This is a genomic window from Streptococcus sp. 27098_8_148, assembly GCF_041432105.1.
In the GTDB taxonomy this organism is placed as follows: domain Bacteria; phylum Bacillota; class Bacilli; order Lactobacillales; family Streptococcaceae; genus Streptococcus; species Streptococcus parasanguinis_AE.
Genome location: NZ_JAPVYY010000008.1, coordinates 32,658 through 58,928, shown reverse-complemented (window position 1 = coordinate 58,928; position 26,271 = coordinate 32,658). Strand labels below are relative to the sequence as shown.

The 26,271-nt window shown below is 45.5% G+C and carries 23 protein-coding genes; 4 read left to right on the top strand and 19 right to left on the bottom strand.

Translation table 11 applies throughout. From position 1 onward, the window contains the following. Window positions 1-3: 3 nt before the first annotated feature. The 4 genes from O3646_RS07795 to O3646_RS07780 all read right to left on the bottom strand — a co-directional run bounded on the left by O3646_RS07795 (window position 4) and on the right by O3646_RS07780 (window position 4,384). Entirely contained in the window at window positions 4-2,997 is a 2,994-nt protein-coding gene (locus O3646_RS07795) for a type I restriction endonuclease subunit R (protein WP_371610727.1), read from the bottom strand. A gap of 126 nt (window positions 2,998-3,123) precedes the next feature. Beyond that, the gene (locus tag O3646_RS07790; RefSeq protein WP_371605281.1) at window positions 3,124-3,489 is read right to left on the bottom strand and encodes a TIGR02328 family protein; all 366 of its coding nucleotides are present in this window, start codon (window positions 3,487-3,489) and stop codon (window positions 3,124-3,126) included. Continuing rightward, window positions 3,490-3,867 (bottom strand): YbgA family protein, encoded by a 378-nt coding sequence (locus O3646_RS07785; protein WP_049483405.1) that lies wholly within the window; start codon window positions 3,865-3,867, stop codon window positions 3,490-3,492. 259 nt (window positions 3,868-4,126) lie between these two features. Next, window positions 4,127-4,384, bottom strand: coding sequence for a SemiSWEET family transporter (locus tag O3646_RS07780; RefSeq protein WP_003006102.1), 258 nt, complete (start codon window positions 4,382-4,384; stop codon window positions 4,127-4,129). A 288-nt stretch (window positions 4,385-4,672) separates the two neighbouring features. Here O3646_RS07780 and O3646_RS07775 point away from each other — a divergent pair, with 288 nt between their 5' ends. Beyond that, on the top strand, window positions 4,673-4,936 hold the full coding sequence (locus O3646_RS07775) for a SemiSWEET family transporter (RefSeq protein WP_003012241.1): 264 nt from the start codon (window positions 4,673-4,675) through the stop codon (window positions 4,934-4,936). Window positions 4,937-5,303: 367 nt separating this feature from the next. On the opposite strand, the gene O3646_RS07770 is transcribed toward O3646_RS07775, so the two are convergent. The 5 genes from O3646_RS07770 to O3646_RS07750 all read right to left on the bottom strand — a co-directional run bounded on the left by O3646_RS07770 (window position 5,304) and on the right by O3646_RS07750 (window position 9,952). Next, a complete protein-coding gene (locus O3646_RS07770) occupies window positions 5,304-7,289 on the bottom strand; it encodes an FtsX-like permease family protein (protein ID WP_049486586.1) in 1,986 nt (661 codons plus the stop codon). Further along, entirely contained in the window at window positions 7,290-8,048 is a 759-nt protein-coding gene (locus tag O3646_RS07765) for an ABC transporter ATP-binding protein (protein WP_049486585.1), read from the bottom strand. It lies immediately after the preceding gene. Window positions 8,049-8,063: 15 nt separating this feature from the next. Further along, window positions 8,064-8,192: a hypothetical protein gene (locus O3646_RS07760; protein WP_256263012.1), complete on the bottom strand. Its 129-nt coding sequence runs from the start codon at window positions 8,190-8,192 to the stop codon at window positions 8,064-8,066. 115 nt (window positions 8,193-8,307) lie between these two features. Then, window positions 8,308-9,282, bottom strand: coding sequence for a sensor histidine kinase (locus O3646_RS07755; protein ID WP_371610726.1), 975 nt, complete (start codon window positions 9,280-9,282; stop codon window positions 8,308-8,310). After that, window positions 9,275-9,952 carry a response regulator transcription factor gene (locus tag O3646_RS07750; protein ID WP_024056182.1) on the bottom strand — a complete coding sequence of 226 codons (678 nt, stop codon included), beginning with the start codon at window positions 9,950-9,952 and terminating at the stop codon, window positions 9,275-9,277. Before O3646_RS07750 ends, O3646_RS07755 begins: the two co-directional genes overlap by 8 nt. Window positions 9,953-10,120: 168 nt before the next feature. Here O3646_RS07750 and O3646_RS07745 point away from each other — a divergent pair, with 168 nt between their 5' ends. Beyond that, window positions 10,121-11,305, top strand: a complete 1,185-nt coding sequence (locus tag O3646_RS07745; protein WP_371610725.1) for a DUF2974 domain-containing protein — start codon at window positions 10,121-10,123, stop codon at window positions 11,303-11,305. An 88-nt stretch (window positions 11,306-11,393) separates the two neighbouring features. Here O3646_RS07745 and O3646_RS07740 read toward each other — a convergent pair whose 3' ends face one another. From O3646_RS07740 to O3646_RS07730, 3 genes are all read right to left on the bottom strand, one after another. After that, on the bottom strand, window positions 11,394-14,618 hold the full coding sequence (locus O3646_RS07740) for a pneumococcal-type histidine triad protein (protein WP_371610724.1): 3,225 nt from the start codon (window positions 14,616-14,618) through the stop codon (window positions 11,394-11,396). 7 nt (window positions 14,619-14,625) lie between these two features. Beyond that, complete coding sequence (locus tag O3646_RS07735; RefSeq protein WP_155168850.1) at window positions 14,626-15,558, bottom strand: metal ABC transporter solute-binding protein, Zn/Mn family; 933 nt, start codon at window positions 15,556-15,558, stop codon at window positions 14,626-14,628. A gap of 195 nt (window positions 15,559-15,753) precedes the next feature. Further along, window positions 15,754-17,016: a DUF6287 domain-containing protein gene (locus O3646_RS07730; RefSeq protein WP_303470585.1), complete on the bottom strand. Its 1,263-nt coding sequence runs from the start codon at window positions 17,014-17,016 to the stop codon at window positions 15,754-15,756. 248 nt (window positions 17,017-17,264) lie between these two features. Between O3646_RS07730 and O3646_RS07725 the strand changes: the two genes are divergently transcribed. Both O3646_RS07725 and O3646_RS07720 read left to right on the top strand, forming a co-directional pair. Then, window positions 17,265-17,786, top strand: a complete 522-nt coding sequence (locus O3646_RS07725) for a DUF2975 domain-containing protein (RefSeq protein WP_155168846.1) — start codon at window positions 17,265-17,267, stop codon at window positions 17,784-17,786. A 10-nt stretch (window positions 17,787-17,796) separates the two neighbouring features. After that, the gene (locus O3646_RS07720) at window positions 17,797-18,003 is read left to right on the top strand and encodes a helix-turn-helix transcriptional regulator (RefSeq protein ID WP_003006064.1); all 207 of its coding nucleotides are present in this window, start codon (window positions 17,797-17,799) and stop codon (window positions 18,001-18,003) included. A 505-nt stretch (window positions 18,004-18,508) separates the two neighbouring features. Here O3646_RS07720 and metG read toward each other — a convergent pair. The 7 genes from metG to recN all read right to left on the bottom strand — a co-directional run bounded on the left by metG (window position 18,509) and on the right by recN (window position 26,265). Beyond that, window positions 18,509-20,500, bottom strand: a complete 1,992-nt coding sequence (gene metG / locus O3646_RS07715; protein WP_195326860.1) for a methionine--tRNA ligase — start codon at window positions 20,498-20,500, stop codon at window positions 18,509-18,511. A gap of 161 nt (window positions 20,501-20,661) precedes the next feature. After that, window positions 20,662-21,354: a phosphoglycerate mutase gene (locus O3646_RS07710; RefSeq protein ID WP_003012031.1), complete on the bottom strand. Its 693-nt coding sequence runs from the start codon at window positions 21,352-21,354 to the stop codon at window positions 20,662-20,664. A gap of 144 nt (window positions 21,355-21,498) precedes the next feature. After that, window positions 21,499-21,945 (bottom strand): Fur family transcriptional regulator, encoded by a 447-nt coding sequence (locus O3646_RS07705; protein ID WP_003006041.1) that lies wholly within the window; start codon window positions 21,943-21,945, stop codon window positions 21,499-21,501. Window positions 21,946-22,548: 603 nt separating this feature from the next. After that, window positions 22,549-22,824: an HU family DNA-binding protein gene (locus tag O3646_RS07700; protein WP_003006038.1), complete on the bottom strand. Its 276-nt coding sequence runs from the start codon at window positions 22,822-22,824 to the stop codon at window positions 22,549-22,551. 110 nt (window positions 22,825-22,934) lie between these two features. Further along, window positions 22,935-23,768 carry a DegV family protein gene (locus tag O3646_RS07695; protein ID WP_371610723.1) on the bottom strand — a complete coding sequence of 278 codons (834 nt, stop codon included), beginning with the start codon at window positions 23,766-23,768 and terminating at the stop codon, window positions 22,935-22,937. A gap of 89 nt (window positions 23,769-23,857) precedes the next feature. Then, window positions 23,858-24,586 carry a metallophosphoesterase gene (locus O3646_RS07690; protein ID WP_257738539.1) on the bottom strand — a complete coding sequence of 243 codons (729 nt, stop codon included), beginning with the start codon at window positions 24,584-24,586 and terminating at the stop codon, window positions 23,858-23,860. Window positions 24,587-24,606: 20 nt separating this feature from the next. Then, entirely contained in the window at window positions 24,607-26,265 is a 1,659-nt protein-coding gene (gene recN / locus O3646_RS07685; RefSeq protein WP_371610722.1) for a DNA repair protein RecN, read from the bottom strand. Between the last annotated feature and the right edge of the window lie 6 nt (window positions 26,266-26,271).

The window sequence follows — 26,271 nt, the reverse complement described above, 5'->3', positions numbered from 1 at the left end:
TCCTTACCTTCCCACTCTCAGCGGTTCAATCACCTCTTCAATTAGTTGGGTATAGGCTTCTTTGATCTGTTTTTTGTAGCTGAGTGGGTTGAGGGCATCTGCTACTTCTGCCTTGTAGTCTTTGTAGCGTTGGCTCTTAGTGAGCTGGCTTTCGCCTGCTTGTTTTTTGGCACCTTTGCGGTAGTGTTGGATATAGTAGCGGAGTTCGTCGGCTCCGATATACCAGTTTTTGGCAAAGCTTTCGATATGGCTTTCAATGACGGATTCGATCATCTGGTCCAAGACTCCGGTGATGGATTGTCCTCGGTAGCGTTCAGGCTCTTCTTGGACTTGGGTCCAGAGGTTTTGGATGATCTCAGCTAGGCTTGGATTGGTCCGGTTCAGACTCTCGATATAGCTATCCACGGTTGCGATATCCTTATCACTCAGGGTCTGCTCCTCATTTTCCTCCTGCTGGATCATACTCTGGATCAGCATCAGGATATAGGCATAGTTGATCTCGTCGACTTGGACGGACTCCAGCTCATAGTGGATGTCCAGCTCATCTTGGCTGTCCACTTCTGGATCCCTGCTCTTGATCTCCGCCAGGATATTTTGATAGAGTCCCAGATAAGCTTCGAGCTGACTGTCGCTGAGGCCTGTTTCCCGATAGATCTCTTCCTTATCATACTCAGAGTATACGCGGATCGAAGCTTGGTACTTATCAAAGACCTGATAGGCTTTGGCGACCTTGCGGAGCTGGGCTGTTGGGGCCTGCTCGAGGGCGACTCCTTCTTCTTCGAAGTCTGTGACTTGGCCTTTAAACTCTGCCCAGGCTTTTAAGAAGTTGCGCTTCTCTTCTTCCCAACTTGGTGCCAGGACCTCATTTTCTCCCCCATTGGAGTAGAGCTTGAGGGCATTGTCGACGGCTTCCTTAAAGGCTTGAGGGCGCTGGAAGGTGATGATATGGCCGAAGTGCTTCTTGTCATCAAAGATCCGATTGGTCCGGCTGAAGGCCTGGATCAAGTCCTGTGGGCGCATAGGCTTGCGATCGATAAAGAGTGTAGAAAGACAAGGTGCATCAAAACCCGTCAATAGACGGTCGACTACGATGACCAAGTCCAACTGCTCATTGCGGTAGAGATACTTGTCCTGCTTTCTGGCCAGGCGATTGTTGACATCGGTGTTAAAGCCCCGCAGATCCGCTAGATTAAAATGCGTACCAAACTCTTGGTTGTAGTCCTCCATGACCTGCTTCATGTGGTCTTGGTAGCCGATAGACTCTTCCTCATTTTCAGACACTGAGTAGGTGATGGTAAACTTTGGAAAATCAGGCAAATGGCGTTTGACCCGCTCGGAGACTTTGACCCGCTCCTTGCCAGCAAGTATGCTCTTGAGCAGATTATAATAGGCCTGTGCTCGTGGGATGGACTTGACCGTCAAAATAGCTTCATAGGTCTTTCCCACCCCTTTAGGGATATTGAGCTGTTGCTGGCTCTTATTGAGGATGGCATCGAGGACCTCTAGCATGTGCTCCTTGTCCTCATAGGCCTGGTCTGGGATCTCTTCTTCTAGGAGATCCGAGATGATGGTATTGCGGTAGTCTACCTTAAAACCTAGAACCGCCCCATCATGGATGGCTTCCTTGACCGTGTATTCATGTAGGCGATCGCCATACTGTTGGTGGGTGGTCTGAGCCAGATCTCCCACTTGTTTGCGTTTATTTTCCTTGAAGATCGGAGTCCCTGTAAAGCCGTACCAGAGAGAATTCTTGAAGTAGGCCTTGATGTCTTTTTGCGTCTGTGGCGTGACCGCCCGGTGGCACTCATCCACGACAAAGGCCACGCGCAGATCCTTGATCTTCCCAGCATCCCGCTGGTACTTCCCTTCTTCAAACTTGCGCATCATGGTAGTGATTTTCTGAATGGTCGTGACCACCACGCGCTTGTCATTGCCCCCTAGGCGCTTGACCAGTTCATGGGTATTGTCCGTCTCGTCGATGTCGATGACATCATTGGCCGCATAAGAGAGGAAGGACGAGGTCGTCTGCTGGTCCAAGTCTCTGCGGTCGACGACAAATATGGTCTTTTGGATCGCTGGGATCTGCAAGAGATTGCGCGCCACCTTGTAAGAGGTCAGGGTCTTGCCTGATCCAGTCGTATGCCAGATATAGCCCGACTCTTGGCGACGAGAGGCTTCCTGTACAGCCTCGATGGCATGGATCTGGTAGGGACGCAGGAGGATGAGGGCCTTCTTGCTATCGTCGATGACCGAGTACTGCATGACCATCTGGTGGGCCCGAGGGATAGAGAGGACCTCATGAGCAAAGCTGTTGAGATCGATCATAGGCTGGTTGTCCTTATCCACCCACTTGGTCAGAAACTGCTTGTTTAGCTTGCTTTCACGCGCTGCCGCGATATAGCGTGTATCGACCTTATTGGTCACGACAAACATCTGCAAGCTCGAGTAAATGCCCCGGAACTTGCCTTCACGGTCGTACTTTTTGATCTGGTGAAAGGCATCTAGAAAGGCTACTCGTGGGCTCTTGAGTTCGATATGGATGAGGGGCAGGCCATTGATCAAAAGGGTCGTATCGAGCCGTCGATCCTGGTCTAGCGGATAGGCCTTGTCGCGTTCGACTTGGTTGACCACTTCGTAGCTCGACTTCCCAGCCGCGATATTGTCCCGCCAGATGACTGCCAAGCGGATCGTCCCTAGACTGGCATCCTCACGTTGGACTTCTACCTTGGCGATACCATTTTCACCCGCAAGCCACTTAGCTGCTTCATAATAGCTGACAAAGTTGAGCTGGTTCTTGATCTGGCGCTTTTCCTGGTCAGTCAAGGGATGGTCCGCCAGCACGGCGACATTGTTTTGCGCTAGCTTATCAAAAAAATTGTCCCATAACTGGTCTTCATTCTTGAGATCCTCGCGGTAGGTCCACTGACTCTCTCCTGATGTCAATTGTTGGATCAACTGTCTTTCAATCTCAAGTTCTGGAGTTGCTACTGCCTTCATCCGTCTATCCTTTTCCTGTACATAATCTCCTATTATTATAGCATGTTTGGGAAAGAAATTAACGCTTTCAAAGCATTTTGTTGGTTTTTCGGGCAAAAAAACGAACCTGGTCTGGTTCGTTTTTTCTTAGTCTAAATGAATCCCCTTTTCTGCTAGATTGTCTAAGCATTCTTGAAGGTAAGTGTCCTGGTGCTCGGGATAGATGGGGAGGCTCAAGGCTTCCTCTTCCAGTTCTGGGTAGGCTGGGCAGGTCTTTCCTCTGTAGGTCGACTCCCACCACTCTGGGCTGACCTTATAGCCACGAGCGGTCATCTCCTCCATGATCAGACGATGATAGGCATAGAGGCGATAGGGCGAGTAGTCAAAGACATAGTTGACCGTCGCGTGCTTCTTGCCCCAGCCATTACCTCGAAGGGCGCAACATTCCCGGTGTTGACCCAGGAGCTGGGGACGAGGGAGTTTGGGAATCAAGTCTTGGTGCCAGAGTCTCATCTATTGACCTCCTAGTAGCGTTGAATCTTGTAAGTAGCGATTCGGGTAGCGCTCAAGGAGAGTCTGGATTCCCTTGATCAGATCTTCTTGCTGGGCTTGGCCATGCTGGTATTTCTCAAGTAGTAGCATAAAGTCCGCCTTTTCCTCTGCAGTCGCCTGCTTTTTGAAATAGCCCCAGATATGCTGAAAGGCATTGGAGACCTGGCCACGATTTTCTGGCAAGGCCAGCGCTTGCTGGATCAGGTCCTCGACGTGGCTGACCTCCACCTGGTCTCGCTTGAGGTATTCCCGGATTTCCTTGTAGATATTACTCGAACGACTGAGCACCAGGTATTTATTTTTCGCCCATAGGACTTGACAGTGATGTTTTTGCTCCACTTTTGTCTCCTTTTGATCTTCTCTATGAATAGTCCTCCCATTATACCATGGAAATGATTCATTCCATCAAAAAAAGGCTGGGACAAAAGTCCTGGCCTCTTAATTGTTTTTGAATTGTAGAGCAAGACGCAGTGGTTGAGCGGGCACTACTACGCTGATTTCATCAGCTTTTATAGCCCTACTCAACTGTGCAGAGGTGGGACGACGAAATCGAATTCTAACGAATTACCGATTTCTGTCCTACTCTCTCTTTCATTGATTACAAGGCTGTGATGGCTGTGATCAAACCAAAGATGATCCCTGGTGCATTGGCTGCAGCAAGTGGAATATCGCGTTCTTTTTTGAAGAGTCCGTAGTAAACCCAAAGGCTACAGTTGATGGCTGCGACAAGGGGTTGAACAAAGTTCCCTTTGTGACCTGCGAGGTTATCCATGATTTGTGGGAAGTAAGACACATACATCATAACAGACATAAAGGTCGCAACCCAACCAAGAATTTTCATTTGTTTTTCATTCATTTTGAAACTACCATTTCCTTTTCTTTTTTTAAAGTATGCACTATTCTACCTTTTGTCCTTTACAAATTCAAGTCTTTTTTTCAAATGTTACCGAACTGTAAAGTGTCACAATCTTGTGATTTTGCAGGAAGATGGATTTCTTTTCGAGAGAGTCTTCTCTCTAGTTGCTATTTTTTTGACACATTGTCTAATTTTGTGCGAATGTAATCATTTTCATCTTGCATAGCATGCAAATTAATTGCATTTTCTTCCTACTTATGCTATTTTGATACACAGAGGTAAAATTTTATGAATAAACAAAAAATCAACCAAATCGTTGGCTCGATCGGTGCCTTTATTGGGATTATCGTTTTCATTGCCTACATCCCACAAATTATTGCTAATTTACAGGGAAATAAGGCCCAACCTTTCCAACCCTTGTCAGCTGCTATTTCTTGCTTGATTTGGGTCATTTATGGTTGGACAAAGGAACCTAAAAAAGACTGGATTTTGATCATTCCGAATTCGGCAGGTGTCATCCTAGGGGGATTGACTTTCCTTACATCACTTTAATAGAAAGTGAACAAAGACTGAACTCTACGGGTTCAGTCTTTTTTGTGTATCCCTTTGAAAAACAAAAACAATCGCAGTCGGTTTTCGTACAAAAAAGCCCGCTATGAGCAAGCTAAAAAAATTGACAATTCTTTTCTTTGAATAACCTATGCTGGATTATTGTGCAAAAATATCCAAATAATATCTGATTATTATTAGAGTATATTGAAACTTTCCGCTGTGAGAAAAGTGCCTGAAATAATTATGTTTCAGGCACTCGGAATTATTGAGACCTTAGGCTCAATAATTAGTCATGGAACTTCTTCGAAGTTCGCTGACGTCCGTACTCACCTAAGGAAAGTTTCTAATTTAATTTGAGTTTCTTTTCCTAAATCTGCACAATCTTACGATAGCTCCGAGAGGTGATCCAAAAGACGATTAGGTAGGTGATGAGAAAGACAGCACAGACACTGAGGGTCACGATGAGGACTTGGCCACTATTGATGACACCGAGCACTTTGAGAATGAGGCGGATCATATGGTAGGCAAAGGCCAGGTGGACAAAGGCAAAGATGAGGGGGAGGAAGAAGACAGTCCGCACTTGACGGTTGATGGTCCGTTTGACCTCATCTTCATCAAGCCCTACCTTTTGGAGGATGACGAAGCGGTCACGGTCTTCATAGCCTTCTGAGATTTGCTTGTAGTAGATAACGATGACGGTTCCGACCATAAAGATCAATGACAAGAAAATACCGATAAAGAAGATGCCGCCAAAGAGGCTATTCAACTCTGCCACATCATTGGCTCGGTTGCCTCCATAGATAAATGTTCCTTGGGCCTGTTGGCTACTCAATTCATCGATCATCTTGTCATAGCTGGCTGCCAGCTTGAGTTGCTGGTCTTCGTCAACATTGACATTGAAGCCACCGTAAATATTGGTATTGATGGCAAGATCCGGAAACTGAGCGACAAAGGCTGAAAGGTCTGGCACGATCAGGTAATTGAAATCCTCCGTCAGCATATTGAACTGATTTGGCACATGATCCGTGATAAAATCCTTGCTCACTTCTTCCTTGACTTGGAAGTCTTGCCCATTGATAGTGAACTGCTTTTGCCCTGTCAGAGCCTTGTTATGAGCAAAGAGGATGACTTGGTTACCGGTCAGATCGACCTTTTCTCCGGTCATTTGTTCATAGCTAGCTGCATCAAAGACCATAAAGACAGTTTTGGGAGTGACGTTGCGTTCATCAGCTGGATAGACGGTGAAATCCGTACCCTTTTGTGATTTAACTCCAAAGTTGGCATAGGTCATCAGGTCACGATTTTTGATCTCAAGATGATGCTCAGAGGCAAATTCATCAAATTTCTGGTTGATTTGCTCTAGGTCTACCCCTTTTCCTTGGACAGAGAAATCATGAGGAGACATGATCTTCTTGATCGTTTCACCACCGATATAGATGTTGGTCGCAGCAGAAATGGTTACCAATACCATGGTCGAGAGGATGGCAATGGTCGCAAGCCCCACTGCATTTTTCTTCATACGATAGATGAGATTAGAGACCGAGATCATGTTGTTGGGTTGGTAATAATAACTCTTCTTTTTCTTAAGCAGATGCAAGAAGACGGTGATCCCAGCATTAAAGAGCAGATAGGTCCCGATCATGACCAAGATAACGGCTAGAAAGAAGGTCACAAGCGCAATGATAGGGTCTTTGACAGACACAGCTAGGTAGTAGCCAAAACCGAGAGAGGCTAAGCCAAGGATGGTTTGGGGCCACAAGAAGCGGGCTTTCTTTTCACCACTAGCCTTCTCACGCGTCAACTGCAGGGCATTCAAACGGAGAATGCGCCAAGCATTGAGAAAAACCAGGAGGCCAAAGATGAGACCAAAGGTGACAAAGACCAAAACCACAATCCCAGGTTGGAAGGTGGATACTAGCTGGACCTTCATCTTCATGAGTTTCAAGAGAAAGGCAAAGATCAACTTGTCAAAGAGAGCTCCGATCAAGACTCCGGCTGAGATGGTTAGAAAGCCAAAAAGCAAGAGTTCCTTGAAAATCATGCTGATGAGATGGCGTTTCTCAAGGCCCAGCATGCTGTAGATTCCCAGCTCCTTGGAGCGGTTTTTCATGACGAAGCTATTGGCATAAAGCACGATGATGGCCCCCGCGACATTGACCACGAAGAATCCCAAGCTGAGGGTGAACACTATAGAAGAGCCCCCTCGAAGCTCGGAAATGCGAGGATTAAAGGTCAGGGAGTCAAAGAGATAGGCGATGGTCACTGCGAGAATGACCGCAATAGCAAAGGGATAATAGAGCTTGCGGTTCTTGATCAGATTAGAGCAAGCTAATTTAGTGGTTAATCGTAACATCTACTCCACCTCACTTGCCATGACCGTCAAGGTATCCGAGATTTCTTGGAACATCTGACGCTCTGTCTTTTCCCCGCGGAAGATCTGGTTGTAGAGAATTCCGTCTTTGATAAAGAGCACGCGCTTGGCCCGAGCTGCCGCTGCAGTTGAGTGGGTCACCATGAGGATGGTTTGGCCCATGCTATTAATATCTTCAAAGACATCTAGCAAAGCAGCTGATGACTTGGAATCCAGCGCCCCTGTTGGCTCATCAGCAAGGAGAATTTCAGGTGAGGTGATGATGGCCCGTGTTACAGCCACCCGTTGCTTTTGCCCACCAGAAATTTCGTAGGGATATTTCTCAAGGAGTTGGTGAATGCCCAATTCCCGACTCACGCTATCGACCTTGCTCATCATTTCCTTGACCGGTCTGCGTGAGAGGACTAGAGGCAGGAGGATATTGTCCTTGACAGACAAGGTATCCAGCAGGTTGAAATCTTGAAACACGAAGCCTAGTTTTTCCCGACGAAAGCTCGAGGCATCCTTGTTCTTGATGGTCGAGGTATCGGTACCGTTGAGGTAGACCCGTCCTTCGGTCGGCTGGTCCAGCATGGCTAGGATATTGAGGAGGGTCGATTTCCCGGACCCTGATTCCCCCATGATGGCGACGTATTCACCCTTTTCCACAGTGAAGTGAATATCCTTTAAGGCTTCGACCTGCGTCCCTTGAAAGCGGGTTTTGTAGATTTTTTTGATGTGTTGAACGTCTAGCAATGACATACTTTTCTCCTTTTCCTAGTAGATCAAGAAAAATTCTTGGGTTTGGTGTAGGACTTGGAGACCAAATTCCGTCTTTTCCAGATCGGTTTGCTCATTTGGTTTCTTAATCTTTTTGGGTTGTTTCATCCATTTCAAGAGTTTCATTTTCTTGACCTCCTTCATTTGATGAGACTATTGTATAAAAAATAAAAGGCGGCTACCATAACCTAACCTTTCATTTTACCGTTTATTTCTTACATTTTTGTAAGATGGAAAAAAACTAATCCATGACCAGCTTCTTCTCTTCAAAGTGAATAGCGACGGTTGTGCCTTGGCCAACCTCTGAGTGGAGGCTAATCTTATGGCCCAATTGCTCTGCAATTTTCTTAGACAGATAAAGCCCCAGCCCTGAGGACTGCTGGGTCATGTGGCCATTGTAACCGGAGAAGCCCCGCTCAAATACGCGGAGGACATCGCTATTTTTGATTCCAATCCCGCTGTCTTTTATATAGAGGGTCTGGTCTTTGAAATAGATCTCAATTCCACCTGTACTGGTGTACTTGAGACTATTGGACAAGAGCTGCTCGATGATGACCAAGAGCCACTTGCGGTCTGTGATGACAGCGACATCCAAATCATGCAGGTCCACTGTCAAGTTCTTTTGGATAAAAAAGAGGGCATATTTGCGGACCACTTCTTTGACCAAGTCCTCTAGCGACACGCGCTTTAGGACCAGATCGTCATGAAAACTCTCCAGTCGCAGGTACTGCAGAACCAGATTGGCATAGGAGTCAATCTTGAAAAGTTCCTGCTCCATCTGCTGCTTGACAAGAGGTGTCTCGACATCTTGGACCAAGAGCTGGCTAGCTGCAATGGGCGTCTTAATCTGGTGAACCCAGAGGGTATAGTAATCCATCAGGTCATTGAACTTGGCCTGGGCGGTCTTCCCTTCCTGCAAGCGTGCCTGCTGTTCTTCCGTGTATTTTTCATAAAGGAGGTGTTCTAGTGGTGAGGCAACCTCAACTTCCTCATATAGTGCGGCTTTGCGGTAGTCTTGAAAGGTCATAGCGAAATCCCAGATCAAGACACAAAGGGCAAAAAAGCCTAGCACTAGGGTCGCATAGAGGAAAACCGTCCCCGTCTCTGGAAAGAGAAAGGCAAAGACCAAATCGACCATCAAAAAGATGACCACTAGATAGAGCAGGCGCCTGCGGGATACCACATACTGCCAAAAGATATTTCCATATTTATTCATGAACCAACCCGTAACCGATGCCTTTCTTGGTTTCGATGAAGTTTGACAAGCCAGCCTCTTCTAGTTTCTTGCGAAGGCGGGCCACATTGACAGACAAGGTATTGTCATCAATGAAGAAGTCGCTATTCCAGAGCTCTTTCATCATATCATCGCGCGCCACGATACTGCCTGCATGCTCAAACAGGACCCGCAAAATCTGAAATTCATTCTTGGTCAGCTTGATGACTTCCCCTTCATACACCAAGTCCGTGGACTTGAGATTGAGGATGGCGCCACGGTGCTCCAGCAGATTTTGATCCGTGCCAAATTCGTAAGAGCGACGCAAGAGCCCTTGGACCTTGGCAAGGAGCACATTTTGATCAAAAGGCTTGGTGACAAAGTCGTCTCCACCCATATTGATGGCCATAACAATATCCATGGCTTGATCCCGTGAGGAAAGAAACATAATCGGAACCTTTGAAACCTTGCGAATCTCCTGGCACCAGTGGTAACCATTGTAGAGTGGAAGGCCAATATCCATGAGGATCAAGTGGGGGTCGGTTTCGACAAAGATCCCAAGGACATCCATAAAATCCTCTACTGCGACCACTTCATAGCCCCATTGTTCCAATAATTGTTTGACCTGTTGGCGGATAATGTTATCATCTTCGACTAAGAGAATTTTATGCATGGCTTTCTTTCCTTCTTTTTTCTTCTTCCTATTATAACAGATTAAGAAGCAGAGAAAAAGACTGTTTCAGAGGGAAAGAAGATCTCATTCCTACTGTCTTGATGGAGGGCGCTTTTTCTCCATCCATTTTTGTGCTATACTGAAAGAAATAAGACACGGGAGGCACAGATGTCAACTATTTTTGATTACCTAAAAGAAGTGACCTACGATTCCATATACGACCGTCCTTTCAATGAACTGGATGTCCTGGCACTGACAGAGCTGACCTATCTTCCTTTTGATCGGATCGTGCCCCAAGGGGATACGACCAATATTGAAGTCCGCTTATCTGATGCAGCAGAGCTAGTCGATCGAACCACCGATTTCATCGTGACAGACCAACACCTGCAATTAGTCGATGACTTAGCTAGTTCAAAGCGTTTTAAAAACATCAAACTCCTTAACTATGTCAACGAATATGACCCCGATGTTCAGAAGCAGTTTGCGGCTATGACCTATCGTCTTACCATGGATGTTTATTTAGTTGTCTTCAGAGGGACGGATGACACCTTGATCGGCTGGAAGGAAGACTTCCACATGACCTATATGGACCATGTCCCAGCTCAGAGGCGCGCAGCCAGCTATCTACAAAACGTCATGAAGGAATTTCCTAAAGGGCGCTTCTTAGTAGCCGGTCACTCCAAAGGGGGCAATCTCGCAACCTATGCCTGCACTTACCTGCCGGATTCCTTATTTGAACGAGTCGATGCCATATACAGCTACGATGCTCCTGGCCTCAACAGGGCCATTATCGAGACCGAAGGCTACCAGCGGACGTCCCCAAATATTCTTCGCTTTGTCCCCCAAGGATCCATCGTCGGCATGATGCTAGAAGTCCCTGAGCCTGCTACGATTGTCAAAAGCCGAGCTTTTGGTGGCTTTGTCCAGCATGACGCTTTTACTTGGATGATTGAGAAAGATAAATTTGTGACCCTGGATCAAACCAGTCCTGATAGCCAGCAAACCAACGAGACCCTGAAGCAGTGGGTTCGCGAAACATCGGCGGATGAGCGCAAGAAGTTCTTTGATACCTTTTTTGGCATTTTTCTGGACGCAGGCATCACTTCGATTAATGATTTGATGAACTTGAAAAATTTCTCCAAGATCAAAGAGATCTTTCAAAATGCTCAAGACCTAGATCCTACAGAAAGGGAAATGCTGGAACGTCTAGCCAAGCAACTCCTCGATACCCGTGTCCAAGCTTGGAAAAAATGGCAGACGGTTCCCCGTATTCTGGTTCAAATGACTGCATTTTTCAAGCGAAAAAAAGCAGTCGAGTCCTCCTCACCTCTGCTCCTTGAGCACAAGGAGTGAGACTCAACAACTGAAAAAAGAGACCACCTCTTCTATTCACTAGAACACAAAAATCATCTGAAATGTCTTTCAGATGATTTTCTATTTTCTATTGGTCCTGAGAAGATGGAGCATCTGGCGTGCCTGCTTCTATTACAGCTGCGCTTGCAGGCTCTGTTTCTTTCTCAGTTGTGGCAGGCTTGCTTCCTTCTGAAGCGGCTGCTTCTGTTTCCACTGGAGTCTCTGCAGTGACAGGCGTTTCGACCGTGCTAGCTGGTTTCCCCGCTTCGCTTGCAGATGGCATTGCTGCTAACTCTGCCTGAAAGGCTTGGATAGCCTGTAGTAAGGCTGACTTGTCACTCTTTGGATTAGCCAATTGGTCAAAGAGAGCTTCTAAGCGGTCAAATACAGCATCACTAGCCCCCTTGTCCTGCAATTGTTGGTGCAGGGCCATCAATTGGTTATAGAGCTGTTGATAAAGGGCGACATCCCCAATCTGAGGCTCTTCTGTTTGCTTTTGTTTTTGCTTTTCAATGGTGTCACTGATTTCGCGTAACAGAGCTTGTCTACTTGCAATAGCCTTGTCTGGATCCGTCTCATTTCCAAGTTGAGCCAAACTTGCTTCAAAGGCAGTTCGTTTGGCCTGGTCTTCGACTTGTGGCAAGAGCGACTGGATTTGCTCTGATAGTGCTGTCAGGATGTTGGTTCGTTGACGGGATTCTGTCGCCTTGTCCAACTCTCCATACAAACCTTTGAGGAAATCATAAACCGCTACGTTGTAGGATGGGGTTTGACTTCCTTTTTGATCCAAAACTGTTTTTTCAATAGGATAGGTTTGGCCTTTTTCTTGGGAGAAGAGCTGGTCAATAGCTTGCTTAGTTTGGTAGAGCTCCATAAAGTGAGACTTGGAATCCCAAGCTTCTTCAAAGGCTTGAGCTCGGTAGAGCTTCAAGGCTAGATCTGCTGCCTTGGTGCGGAGTTCTGGTGTCAAGCGCGCATCGCTCAAGCTTTGGTAGAAATACTTGAGGTAGTCGACCGATGTCACACCCGTCCGATCTTGCATCTCCTGAACAGCTTCTAATAGCTTCCCTTCCTGCTCTAGACGCTTACTGTCCTTGGCAGCATAGGCTTCCTGCAGTTGAGAGACCAACTCTTCCTTCTTCAATTGGAAGGCTTCTGTGTCTAGCAAGCGCACTTGTTCCAGCAATTCTTGGTAACGACGATCTAGGGCTGTCTCTTCTTTTGGTTTGACCGCTTGGGTCGCATGAATGTACTGCTCATCAACCTGTTTGAGACTGGCTAGATAGCCCTCTGTTGAGTTACTTGGGAAGCTCTTGACATTTTCCAAGAAGTGGCCCAAGATCAGCTCAATCCGTCGTTGTTGCAATGGATCAGAAGCATAGAGACTGCGGCTTTCTGCTAAGAGCTGGTTGACCCTGTCCTCTACAACTTTCTTGTCCAAGTCTCCTTTTTTGTAAGGAGATTGGATGGTTGGAAGACGGTGGGCTAAGTAGTCTGCTAGTCCTGCTGAACGCACCTTGATGTAGTGGTTGTGATCGCCGTGCGGGATGACAAACTGACCATTTTCAATCTGGAGGCTATAAGGAGAAATCCCCGAACGAAGCGCTGTTGCATAGAGTTCATTGATAAAGTCTAGTTCAGGATTGCCAGTTTCAAGTGGGATGCGGACATGTTCCTTCCGAACGGCATAAGGATGGATGTGGGTCGGATCGTATTCTTGGTCTGGATTATTAAAGACAAAGAAACCATTGGAAATTTTAATGGCCTCGCGAGGGACACCGTAGGTCTTACTGATGTACTGGATCTTTTCCTCATCTGAGGCATCACGAGAATAGGTCGCAACATCATCTGTCAGGGGCTGACCCTTGTCTTCTTCTTTCTTACCAGTTAGAGTTGCCTCCGCTGCTGCAATCTCTTGAGGAGAGAGGTCCTTTTTATAGAAATAATGGGCATGGTTGCCATGAGCGACCATATAGCCTTCCTCGTCCTTGCTGATGACCTTGTCTGCGTGGAAGCTATGGTCGTGCTCCTCTTTGTGATCGTGACTGTCGCCATGCTCATGATCAGGATCAACTGGTTTTGTGCTTGGATTTGAAGGCAAGCTTGGACTTACTTCTGTTGGACTACTAGATCCTTGAGCACGAAGCAATTGGAATTGCCGCGCCAACTCACGCTCTAAAGGAGTTAGGGAGCTGTAAGGGATAAAGTGGAAATGATCCCCATGAGGGTAGACAATCCCTTGATCGGTCCACTTGGTAATCTTGCTTGGATCAAAGACAGAACCGTCAGACTCCACATGACGAGAAGATAGAGGAGTTTTCTGCAATTCTTCGATCAAGTTGGTCAGGGTTGGACTCGGTTTAGAGGTAGCTGGTTTAGACGTCGTTGGGGTTGTCTGTGTATTGGTTGGACTGGATGACGGCTGGTTGCTCGCTTGCTTCCCAAGGCTTGGAGAGACTTGATCTGGAGTACCTTGCTCTGTGCTTGCTCCAGCTAGGCGTGAGTTCCCAGCCTGATGGCCGGCTTGACCACCTAAGACGGAGAGGGCTGCTGCTAACTCTCCAGCAGATAAGGCACTCTTTGGAATATAATGGAAATGGCCTCCATGGGGCACAATAAAGCCGTCCCCTGTATCTGAAATAACATCTCCAGGGCTAAAGACATAACCATCGTCCGTACGGTAGCCACCACCTGTATGGTTCTTAGCCGTCAACATCTCAAGAGTCTTACCTTCTTTCAGCGCTTGACTCGGTTGACGGAAGTCACGGGTCTTGCCTGCCTTGTGCGAGGAGCTAGCTTGCACCGATCCCGTCTCTCCTTCTTCTTTGGTGCCTCCCTTTTGTTGTTGGGCGATCTCTTCGATCGAGCGCACATTAACTGTATGTTGGGCATCCTTTAAGTAGAGATAGTATTTCCCAGCGCGTTTGATGATATAGCCATCCTTGACCTTGCTCACGATATCTGCTTCTTGCAGCTGATAAGTTGGATCCCGCAAAATCAACTCTTCACTAAAGATGGCATCAAATGGGACCTTGCCGCTGTAGTAATGAAAATGATCCCCATGAGAAGTGACAAAGCCTTCATCTGTAATCTTGATGACAATCTGCTCTGCCTGGGTCTTTTCCTTGGCATTGACCGCTTCGATGCTGTCTTCCTTTTTACTGGAGGCAGACGATGACGATTTCTTGTCCGCTTGCAAATACTGAATCTGATTCTTTTTCTCTTCCTTGACTTGTGGTTGCTGACTGAGCGCATAGGCACAGAGTCCTAGCCCCAAAGTCGCTACAATTCCAATCGTTCCCTTTTTCTTCATTCTTGATTTACTCCTCTAATTCCTTGGCTAAAGTCGCCATATTTTCTTCTAAATTTTCTAATAGATCCTTATCATTTTGTGGATCAGCTTCCAGTGGATCCAGAACCTTAACACGCGCCCCTGTTGCCTTGGCGATACTATCTGCCACCTTTGACGACGTGTGCTTTTCCACAAAGATCGTTTTCACCTTGTAGTCTTTGACAAACTGCTGGATCTCGGCCAATTGCCGAGCGGTCGGTTCTTGCTCTGGGGATATCCCTGCAATCCCTAACTGCTTGAGACCAAAGCGTTTGGCCAGATAAGAAAAGGCCGTATGCTGGGTCACAAAAGTCTTTTGCTTGGCCTTGTCAAAGAGAGGCTGGTAGTGGGCTACTAGGTCCTCACAGCGCTTTTCAAGCTTTTGAGCATTGGCCTGATAGAGCTCCTTGTTCTTTGGATCGATCTCTCCCAAACGCTGGGCGATAACCTTTCCTTCCTCTGCAATTTTTACAGGATCCAACCAAGTATGCGGATCATACAAGTGCTTGGATTCTTTTCCCTGACCAGCATCGACATCCTCTAATCCAGCCACCTTATCAAGGGTCATTCCTTGGCTGCCTTCGATCACTCGCAACTTGGAACCTTGAAGATTGGGATCTAAGCGACCGGCCCAAGATTCCAGGGTCTGAGAATGATAGACAAATACATCCGCATCATAGATCTGGGCCACTTCCTTGGTTGAGGGTTCATAATCATGGATCCCTGCACCTGACTGAACCATCCAGATATCATTTTGATCGCCAGAGATTTCCTTGACCAGGGCATAGATGGGATAAAAACTCGTGACAATTTTAAGACCTTTTTTAGAAGGGGGCTTTGCATTTCCTTGACTAGCACAAGCTGTCAGCAGAAAGAAACTGAGGAACATGAGTCCCAGAACCTTCATTTTTCTCCTAATCATTCTTCACCTCTTTTTCATTTTTGTTAACTAGTTTATTAATCAGTTAATTAACTAGTTAATCATACTGCGAATCATTTGCTTTGTCAAGCTTTTTTTACATTTTTTCCCTTTTAATGTTAGAGACTAACAGTTGCCTAGATTCCACAAGCCTTCCTTGCAGTAAAAAAAGCTTGAGACAAACATGTCTCAAACTTTTTATTGACGGTAAAAATATTGATCAGCCGGATAGTTGCCTGCAGATTGAGTGACCACTAGACGTGGCTTGCTGGTATCAGACTGGTCTCCATCCGGATTTTGGAAACCGATTTTCAGAAGTCCAATCGCAGCACCAGTCTCACCCATCTTCATCTCAACATAAGGGATCTTGCTCTTCTTATCCGAGTCCGCAACAGCCTTGAGGCTACCTTGGCCCTTGACTTTTCCGTCTGCTTGGATGACGATTTCAGCACCCTTGCCATTGCGCCAGGTTCCAGCTAAGCTAGAGAAGTCGCCTCCGTTAATGGCCGCAATATCCAAGTCTTTCTCTTTTTTCGGTTGTGGGTATGCTTTCCACCACTCTAGATGATAATCCCGGTAGGCCGCATCCCCAAAGAGAATCCGACGTTCTTGGGAAGCTACTCCATCAGGACCTGTCACACCCGCTGGGATTAAGTACAAGGTTTGCTCTTGCCCTTGGATCGCAGTCCCATTTGCCCCAGTGAAATAAACTTCATAATAGCCTTTTCGCTTCTTGGGCTCTTTTTCTTTATTGAACAAGTAACTTGCCCGAGTGCCTCCACTCCAGAAAGTCCAGCCAGTCTCCCCATTTACAATACTTGGAAAGGCATTGGTCTTGTTTTGGTAATATTCTTCTGGAGTATAGCCATAAAGTTTAAAACCGGAATCGGCGATTTCCTTTTCATAGGTATCATTGGAATAAGCACCTTCAAACGGTGAGAGATTGCCATCAAGGACGACATCATTTGGATCTGTCGATTTGAAAAAATCCTCTCGATTGGCAAAGACCATCTCGTGGTAGGGATTTTTATCAGACATGGTGACCGTGATCAAAGGCTTCTTATCTGTCTTGTATTTGAAGACACGAACAGTGACTGTAAAGTCTGTATTGCCATCGGACTTTTTCATCTTGCCTGTCGAAACTTTGTTAGACCCTTCGACCTTCCAATCCGTACTAAATTCAGCGGATACCTTGCCGTCAGCCGTTTGGTAATCGATCTTCCAGGCCTTGCCCTTTTTCTCGATTTTGGCTTCATCCCGTTCATTAGAGACATAGTCACCACTCAAGTCAATGGCTTTTTCCTTTGGCTTGGTGACCTTCTTGCTGGTCTGCTTAAATTCCTTTTGATGGTCTGGTTGGATGTTGGAACTAGAGTAGAGATAGACTCCACCGATCAGAACAGCTGCTCCGACCAGCCCCAGAATCGGTACCAGGTATTTTTTCTTCCACTTAAGATTCATTTTACTACCTCCATGGAATAAGATCTTTACACTAGTATACCCTAAATCGAAAGTATAGTAAAATTCCCCTCTATGTAGTGGTTTTCCAGGCTTGAACTGACTAGTTTGAGCAGAGAATACCTGTTTCTCAAAAATTATATTTTGTTTATCATTATTTTTTTATCGTTTTTCGATACTTTTTTATTGACTAATTTTTTATAAGGAGTATACTATAAGTGAAAAATAAATAAACTTCAAGGAGGCTTGCGATGAAAAACTCAAAAACCTTAAAAAATGTCATTGAAGTCTTAACGGCTTTCATTTACTTCTGTGGCTTTATGACCCTGGCTGCACTGGTCGTCCACCTGCTTTCCCGCATGGGGCTTTTCAAAGATCTCATTCAATCAGGTCGCTTGTCCTTTGATGCGAATGGCATCCAGCTCTTTCCCAAACATCCACAACCTCTCTGGCAGCTGCTCTTCCCACTAGCCTCAAGCGCTATCTATATTTACCTTCTCATCACCATTCGCAACTTCCTCCAAAATCTCTACCAAGAAAAGATCTTTTCTCACTCTAACATTGATCTTTGCAACCGAGCTTGGAAGATTCTCTTGGTCTTGTCCTTTATGTCTGGCACACTTGAAACCAGTGGAAATGCTTATCTCCTTCCCTTCACTTTCCAATTTACCTTTAACACAGGGCTTCTCCTTGCCGTTCCAATCGTCTGGGTCTCTGGCAAGATTCTGGAGAGAGGTATTGAGATTGCTGAAGAAAATGAGCTAACCATTTAAGGAGGGTGCCATGATTATCGTCAATCTAGATGTCATGCTAGCCAAGCGAAAGATGAAATCCAACGAGCTAGCCGACAAAATCGGCATCACCACAGCCAACCTCTCCATCCTCAAAACCGGCAAGGCCAAAGCCATCCGCTTCACCACCCTTGAAGCCATCTGCAAAGAACTCGACTGCCAGCCAGGAGATATCCTAGAATACCGGCCGGATGAATAGGAAAATATAATTTGAGACCTTCCTTGGGTGAGGACGGACGGTAGCGAATCCCTTTGGGATTCCATACCTAAGATTTGAGCCTACTGTCTCAAATCTCCCGAAAGTCTGAAATGATACCGTTTCAGACTCTTTTCTCACTGCGGAAGTCTCCATTAATATCCATTACTAATAGGACTCAAATACCATCCTTGTAAAACTCAATGATGGGAACTATATCAATACAAGAAAAGCACTCCCGCGGGAGTGCTTGAGAGCGTATACAATTTGTTTTTCCTTACAAATCAAATTAATTTTATAAAAATCAAAAAATTTATTCGTTAGAATTATTCAATCATCTACTGAAACTTTCCGCCGTGAGAAAAGTGCTAGAAACAATTGTGTTTCTAGCACTCGGGAGTTTTGGAACCTAGGGTCCAAAACTAAGTCATGGAACTTCTTCGAAGTTCGCTGACGTCCGTACTCACCTAAGGAAAGTTTTTTAGATGATTTTTTCTTTTTCTATCGTTTAGCCGATGATGCTTCCATTTGGAACAGATGGATCAACTGTTAAGACTGTTAATTGATCTCCGTGTTCTGCGGAAAGAATCATGCCTTGGCTGACATATTTCTTCATCATCTTACGTGGTTTAAGGTTGGCCACGATTTGAAGTTTTTTACCGACCAATTCTTGTTCATTTGGATAGAATTTCGCGATACCAGAGAGGATTTGACGGTCTTCGCCATCTCCTGCGTCTAGGCGGAAGCGAAGCAGTTTGTCTGATCCTTCGACGCGTTCCACTTCTTTGACTTCTGCTACACGGATTTCAACCTTGTCAAAGTCTTCAAATTTGATCTCGTCTTTTTCAGACTTGAGTTCCACTTCTTCTGGAATCCATTCTTTTTCTTTTGGTTTTCCAGCAGTCATTTGAGATTGGATGTAGGCAATTTCTTCTTCCATGTCGAGACGTGGGAAGATTGGAGTTCCTTTGGCAACCACTGTGACATTTTCAGGGAAACCTGCTAGGGTCAAGTTTTCAAGATCGAAGTCCAAGCCCAAGCCAAGTTGTTCCATGATGGCATTTGAGGTGTTCATCATGAATGGTTGGATCAAGTGAGCCACAACACGAAGGCTAGCCGCTAAGTGAGCCATGACCGCTGCCAATTGTTCCTTGTCCCCATCTTCTTTAGCGAGGACCCAAGGAGCAGTCTCATCGATGTACTTATTGGTCCGAGAGATGATGTTCCATACGGCTTCCAAAGCGCGTGGGTAATCAACCGCGTTCATTTGCTTGTGGTATTCTGCGATGTTTTCTTCAACTACCTTAGCCAAATCTGCATCAAATGCAGTGACATTTTCCACATAAGCTGGAACTTGACCACCAAAGTATTTGTTAATCATGGCTACCGTCCGGTTAAGGAGGTTTCCAAGGTCATTGGCCAATTCATAGTTGATACGAGCCACGTAGTCTTCTGGTGTGAAGGTCCCATCAGAACCAACTGGAAGGCTACGCATGAGGTAGTAACGGAGTGGATCCAAGCCGAAGCGTTCCACCAACATTTCTGGATAGATGACATTCCCTTTAGACTTCGACATCTTGCCGTCTTTCATGACAAACCAACCATGGGCAATCAAGCGTTCTGGCAATTTGATATCCAACATCATTAGAAGGATTGGCCAGTAGATCGAGTGGAAACGAAGGATGTCTTTTCCAACCATGTGGAAGACGGTTCCGTTCCAGAATTTATCAAAGTTTTCATGATCTTCTTGACCGTAACCAAGAGCCGTCACATAGTTGAGAAGGGCATCAATCCATACATAGACCACGTGTTTTGGATTAGATGGAACTGGGACTCCCCAAGTAAAGGTAGTCCGAGATACTGCCAAATCTTCCAAGCCTGGCTCGATGAAGTTTTTCAACATTTCATTGAGACGACCATCTGGCGTGATGAAATCTGGTTGGGATTTGAAAAATTCAACCAAGCGGTCTTGGTATTTGCTGAGACGAAGGAAATAAGATTCTTCAGAAACCCATTCTACTTCGTGGCCTGATGGGGCTACCCCACCGATGACCTTGCCATTCTCATCACGGTAAACCTCAGCCAATTGGCTTTCTGTAAAGAACTCCTCATCAGAGACTGAATACCAGCCAGAGTACTCACCCAAGTAGATGTCATCTTGTGCCAGCAAGCGTTCAAAGACCTGGGCCACCACTTTTTCATGGTAGTCGTCTGTCGTACGGATGAATTTATCATATGAGATATCGAGTAATTGCCAGAGTTCTTTCACTCCAACGGCCATCCCATCTACATAAGCTTGCGGCGTGATCCCAGCTTCTTCTGCTTTCTGCTGGATCTTTTGACCGTGCTCATCAAGACCAGTCAGGTAGAACACATCGTAGTTCATCATACGTTTGTAACGCGCCAAGACGTCACAGGCGATCGTTGTGTATGCTGAACCAATATGCAATTTACCAGATGGGTAATAGATAGGGGTTGTGATGTAGAATGATTTTGTCATGTTTCTTTTCCTTTCAGGGCTAATGGAACCCAATTTAGTAACACTCTATTATAACATTTTTAGGAGACCCTGAAAACCCAAAACCAGCTAGGAGCTTGGAAAGACAAGCAAAAAAGCTGACCGAAGTCAGCTTTCTATGATTGATAACGAATCACGCTATCTTACTTTCCAAGATAGTATTCTTTTACAACGTTCAATTTTTCGTCAAATTCGAATACCAATGGTGGGAAGTTAGGGATTTCCACATCCATGATTTCGTCGTCTGACAATTGTTTGATATGTTTTACAAGAGCACGGATTGAGTTACCGTGTGCTCCTACGAATACGTTTTTACCGTCTTTAAGAGCTGGAGCGATTTTATCTTCCCAGAATGGAAGGGCGCGTTCCAAAGTCACTTTCAAGTTTTCAGCATCTGGAATCACTGAATCGTCAAGTGAAGCATAACGACGGTCAGTGTGTGCTGAGTGTTCATCATCACGGTCCATTGCAGGAGGCAATACATCGTATGAACGACGCCAGATGTGAACTTGTTCATCACCAAATTGTTCAGCAGCTTCTGCTTTGTTTTTACCAGTCAAACCACCGTAGTGACGTTCGTTCAAGCGCCATGATTTTTCAACTGGGACCCACAATTGGTCAGAAGCTTCAAGCGCAAGGTTTGTTGTTTTGATCGCACGTTTCAATACTGAAGTGTATGCTTGGTCAAATTCGATACCAGCTTCTTTGATCAATTTACCAGCGTCGATCGCTTGTTGTGTACCTTTTTCAGACAAATCAACATCAGCCCAACCAGTGAAAAGGTTAGCTTTGTTCCATTCAGACTCACCGTGGCGAGCAAAAACCAATTTTACCATTAGATGGATCTCCTTTTTATTCTCCGAGGTTTCCCCCGTTTATCTATTTTATTCTACTAGATTTTCAGTAAAAAATCTAGTGGCGACCATAGAAAAGTGCAATTTCTCACAAAAAAGAGCCTGACAGCTCTGATTTCTCTCACATTAATTTTTCTGACAGTCAGGGCAAATGCCATAGACGGTCATCTGGGTCTTGGTGATCTGGTAGCCACTTTGACTGGCTGCTTCTTCGCGCAGATCTGGGACTTCAATGTCCACATCTGCGATACGGCCACATTTTTCACACACCACATTCAAATGGTCATGCCCCATGAAATCAAAATAGGTCGTGGTATCATTGCGAACCTTGATCTCAGAAACAACACCCTCATCAATTAAAACCTTGATATTGTTGTAGACAGTTGCTAGACTCATGCTTGGAAACTGAGGCAATAAATCACGATAGATCTTCTCAGCGCTTGGATGTTCATGACTCGCCACTAAATAGGAAAGAACTGCTCTGCGGGTATCGGTAATCCGAATGCCCTTAGCACGCAAATTTTGCAAGACTTCTTCCACACGCTCTTCTTCATGACGATGCAATGCGTTCACTATGATCCCCCCTTTCCAATATGATTTAATCGATTCGTTACCCTTATTATATCATGTTTCAAAACAAATCACTATTTAGAATGCTTTTAATTAAAAAAAATGTCCGGGGGACATTTTTTTCATGAGCCTGAAAATGGAAAAGCGAGTTTATGTCCGGTGGACATTTTTTTCATGAGCCTGAAAACCGAAAAGCGAGTTTTTGTCCGGGGGACATTGATTCATGAGCCTGAAAACCGAAAAGCGAGTTTTTGTCCGGGGGACATTTTTTTCATGAGCCTGAAAACCGAAAAGCGAGTTTATGTCCAGGGGACATTGATTCACGAGCCTGAAATAGATTCATCTACTCTCAACCGATCCAACTGGTCATCCAGCGCACGGTTCCTAGGATCATTTTTACCACGAGGATCATAAAGCAAAATTCCAGTACGAACCACAGCCCTTTCAATAGATACAAAATAGGTCGGATAAACAACAAGGCAAAGAGGCCTAAAATGAATCGCATGGTCTTTTCTCTCTTTCTTTTTTCCTATTATACCCTTATCCTATAGAGCTGTCCAACAAAAAAACCATCCTAGAAATCTAGGATGGCTTTTCAAAATGCAATTATTTAACTGCTTCTTTAAGAGCTTTACCAGCTTTGAATGCTGGAACTTTAGAAGCTGCGATTTTGATTTCTTTACCAGTTTGTGGGTTGCGACCTTTACGAGCTGCACGTTCACGAACTTCGAAGTTACCGAAACCGATCAATTGAACTTTTTCACCTTTTGAAAGGTATTCTGAAACTGCTGCGAATACAGCGTCAACAGCTGCTGCTGAATCTTTTTTAGTCAATTCTGTAGCTTCTGCCACTTTTGCGATCAAATCTTGTTTGTTAGCCATTTAACAAATCCTCCAAATTTTTTTAGGCTTTACGCCTTAACAGTACTATAATATCTAAAAAAAGCCTTTAGGTCAAGTACTAAACCTGTTTTTTCAAACATTTATTCAGCTTATTCGTAGCGCACCAAAACTGCAAATGCATTCTCACCTGTATGAGTTTGAATAATCGATCCAGTTTCGAGAACAGGGATTGCTTTTTCAACGAGATATTGCAACTGAGCCTTCATTTCATTGGCCCATTCTGGTGTCCCTGCGTAAGAAATCCCGATCTCAGCCACCTTACTATGGGAAAGTTTCTCTACCAATTCATCCAACCATTTCTTAAAGGTCTTGTTTCCACGGCCCTTGACGATTGGTTCCAACTGATGGTCCTTCATTTCCATCACCACACGGATGTTAAGAAGCGAGCTCAAAAGTCCGGTAACACGGCCAATGCGGCCACCTTTAACCAGATTTTCCAAGGTAGAAACGCCGATATACAACTCTGTCTTTTCTTTAACTTCTTCAATGCGGGCCAAGACAGTGTCTAAATCAGCTCCTTCTTTGGCCAACTTGGCTGCTTCAACGACTTGGAACTTCATGGCTTGGTCTGTAAAGCCACTATCAATCACAGTCACTTCTGCTCCTGACAACGTTGCTCCTTGACGTGCCGCCTCTACTGTTCCTGACAAGGCATGAGACATATGAATCGAAACGATATGAGCTCCGTCTGCTGCTAACTTTTCATACACCTCCGCAAAGACTCCAACGGGTGGTTGGCTGGTCTTTGGAAGATTTTTGCTAGACTGCATTAAGCGCAAGAAGTCCCCTTCGCCCAACTCACTGTCGGAATAAAGGACTCCATCCACCATAACAGAAAGTGGCACAATCGTAATGCCATATGCTTCAACCACTTCAGGCTCAATTGTAATAGATGAGTCTGTAACTATTTTAATATTTGCCATATATTTCTATACTCTTCCTAAGAATGTTCTGCTTTCATTATATCAAAAAACACGGGGTTTTGCAGTGAAAGATATCCATTCCTGATTCCTCAGTCGTCTGCGGCAGAAAAACCTGTATTATGAAGGACATGGTCATGGACAATGCCTTGATCATCCAAGAGCAATCCATGGAGGACTCCACCAAAGACAGCGCCCCCATCGACACCCATCTTCTGATCTGAAATCCAAAGATTTTCAGTACCGACTGGCTCATTGAGCAGTCCATAGACTGGTGTATGGCCAAAGACGATCCATTTGCCTGTATGATTCTCCGCTTCATGGAATGGTTTTCGGATCCAGACCTTTTGGTAATCACTGGTTTCCCGCCAATTTTCAAGGGTTAGATCCACACCAGCATGGACAAAGTAATAGGTTTCTGTCTCGTAGTCAAAGGGCAAACTACGGATGAAGGCCACCAAGTCAGGAACGGCATTTTCTACTGCTTGCGCATCCGCAATGCCATCTACAGGAGCATCGAGTGGCCGGCCTAACAGAGAGTTGATGGTCGTATCGCCACCATTTCTTCGGTAGTGGTCATAACGCTCTTCTGGATTGTCCAACCAGGCTAAAAACATGTACTCGTGATTCCCGGAAAGGCAAACCGCTCCGTGGTGGTCTACGTAGTCCTTTACGATTTCAATTGATCGTTTGCTGTTTTCGCCTCGATCTATCAAATCCCCTAAAAAGACCAATTGAGCTTTTCCATCCCACTCTGTCATGATCTCTTCTAGCATTTGTGCTTTTCCGTGAATATCTCCGACTACAAAGTATCTTGACATTGTTTCAAACCTTCTTTCTCTTAACGCTTGAGAAGTTGCTCTGCTTGTTGACGGGCAGCTTCCGTTAGATCCTCTCCTGCCAGCATCTTGGCAATTTCTTCGATTCGTTCTTCTCTATTGAGCAAACGCACAGTAGATACAGTTGAGTGTTCATCACTGATTTTCTCAATATAGAATTGATAATCTGCTGCAGCGATGACTTGAGGCAGGTGAGAAATGGCAAGCACTTGGCCATTTTGACCAATCTTATGAATTTTCGCTGCGATGGCTTGGGCCACGCGCCCAGAGACTCCTGTATCCACCTCGTCAAAGACAATACTGGTTTTTCCTTCTTTTCGAGAAAAAGCCGACTTAATGGCCAACATCAAGCGTGACAATTCTCCGCCGGATGCTACCTTGACAAGAGGTTTAAAGTCCTCACCTGGGTTGGTCGAAATGTAAAATTCGACAGCTTCATTTCCCTCACGATTAAACTTAGCCTTGCTAAAACGCACTTGGAAGCGCGCCTTGTCCATGTAGAGATCTGCCAATTCTTGCTGGATTTCATTTTCCAAAGCTTGAGCCAGAGTATGCCGCTGATCACTCAAATCTTGAGCCAAGGTGACCAAACTCTTTTCCAAACGTTTGAGTTCTTTTTCCAAGTCCTCAGACGAGAGGTCACTTCCGGTGAGGAGGCTATATTCTTTGGTGATTTGCGCCAGGTATTCCAAGACGTCCTTGACTTGGCCACCATACTTTCGCGTGATGGAGTGAATCAAATCCAAACGCGATTCCACCTGCATGAGGCGATTGCCATCAAACTCCAGACCATCGACCACATCTTCTAAGCGCTTGGTAATATCCTCAAGGGCATAGAAGGTTTCAGATAGCTGACTTGAGAGCTCTTTGTAGCTGGGATCATATTCTTCAATACTTTCCAGATCATTCATAGCTGAGCGAACATTGGAGAGGCTCGAAAATTCTTCTGCATCCAGCATGGTATAGGCATTGGTTAGGGTATCTGCAATCATCTTGTGATTGAGCAGGCGTTGGCGTTCTTGCTCCAGACGCAGGTCCTCATCCACTTCCAAGGCAGCTGCCTCAATCTCTGCAATTTGAAACTCCAACATCTCAATACGGGCCTTGTTTTCCTGCTGGTTGCGCTGAAGTTCCACTACTTGTTTGCGCAGACGTTTGTAATCTTCAAAGGTTTGACGATAAGCGTCTTTGGTTTGGAAAAAGGCTGCATCCCCAAATTCATCCAGCATAGCGATATGCAATTGGGGGCGCATAAGTTCTTCCTGATCATGCTGGCCATGGATGTCCACCAAATGTTGACCGACTGCCTTTAAGACAGATAAATTCACCATCTGACCATTGATCCGGCTGACACTTCGTCCATTTTGCAGGATCTCTCGGCGAATGATCAATTCATCGGTCCACTCTAGTCCTTGCTCTTCAAAGAGAGCCGTCAGATGGCGATTGCTCTCAACAGTGAAGAGACCTTCGATTTCCGCTTTTGGGGCTCCGTGTCGAATGACATCCGTCGTTGCGCGGCTTCCCAGCATCATGTTCATGGCATCGATAATGATGGATTTCCCTGCACCTGTTTCCCCTGTCAGTACCGTCATTCCCTTTTCAAAATTTAAGGAAATCTCTTCGATAATGGCAAAGTTCTTAATCGACATTTCTAATAGCATAGGCTC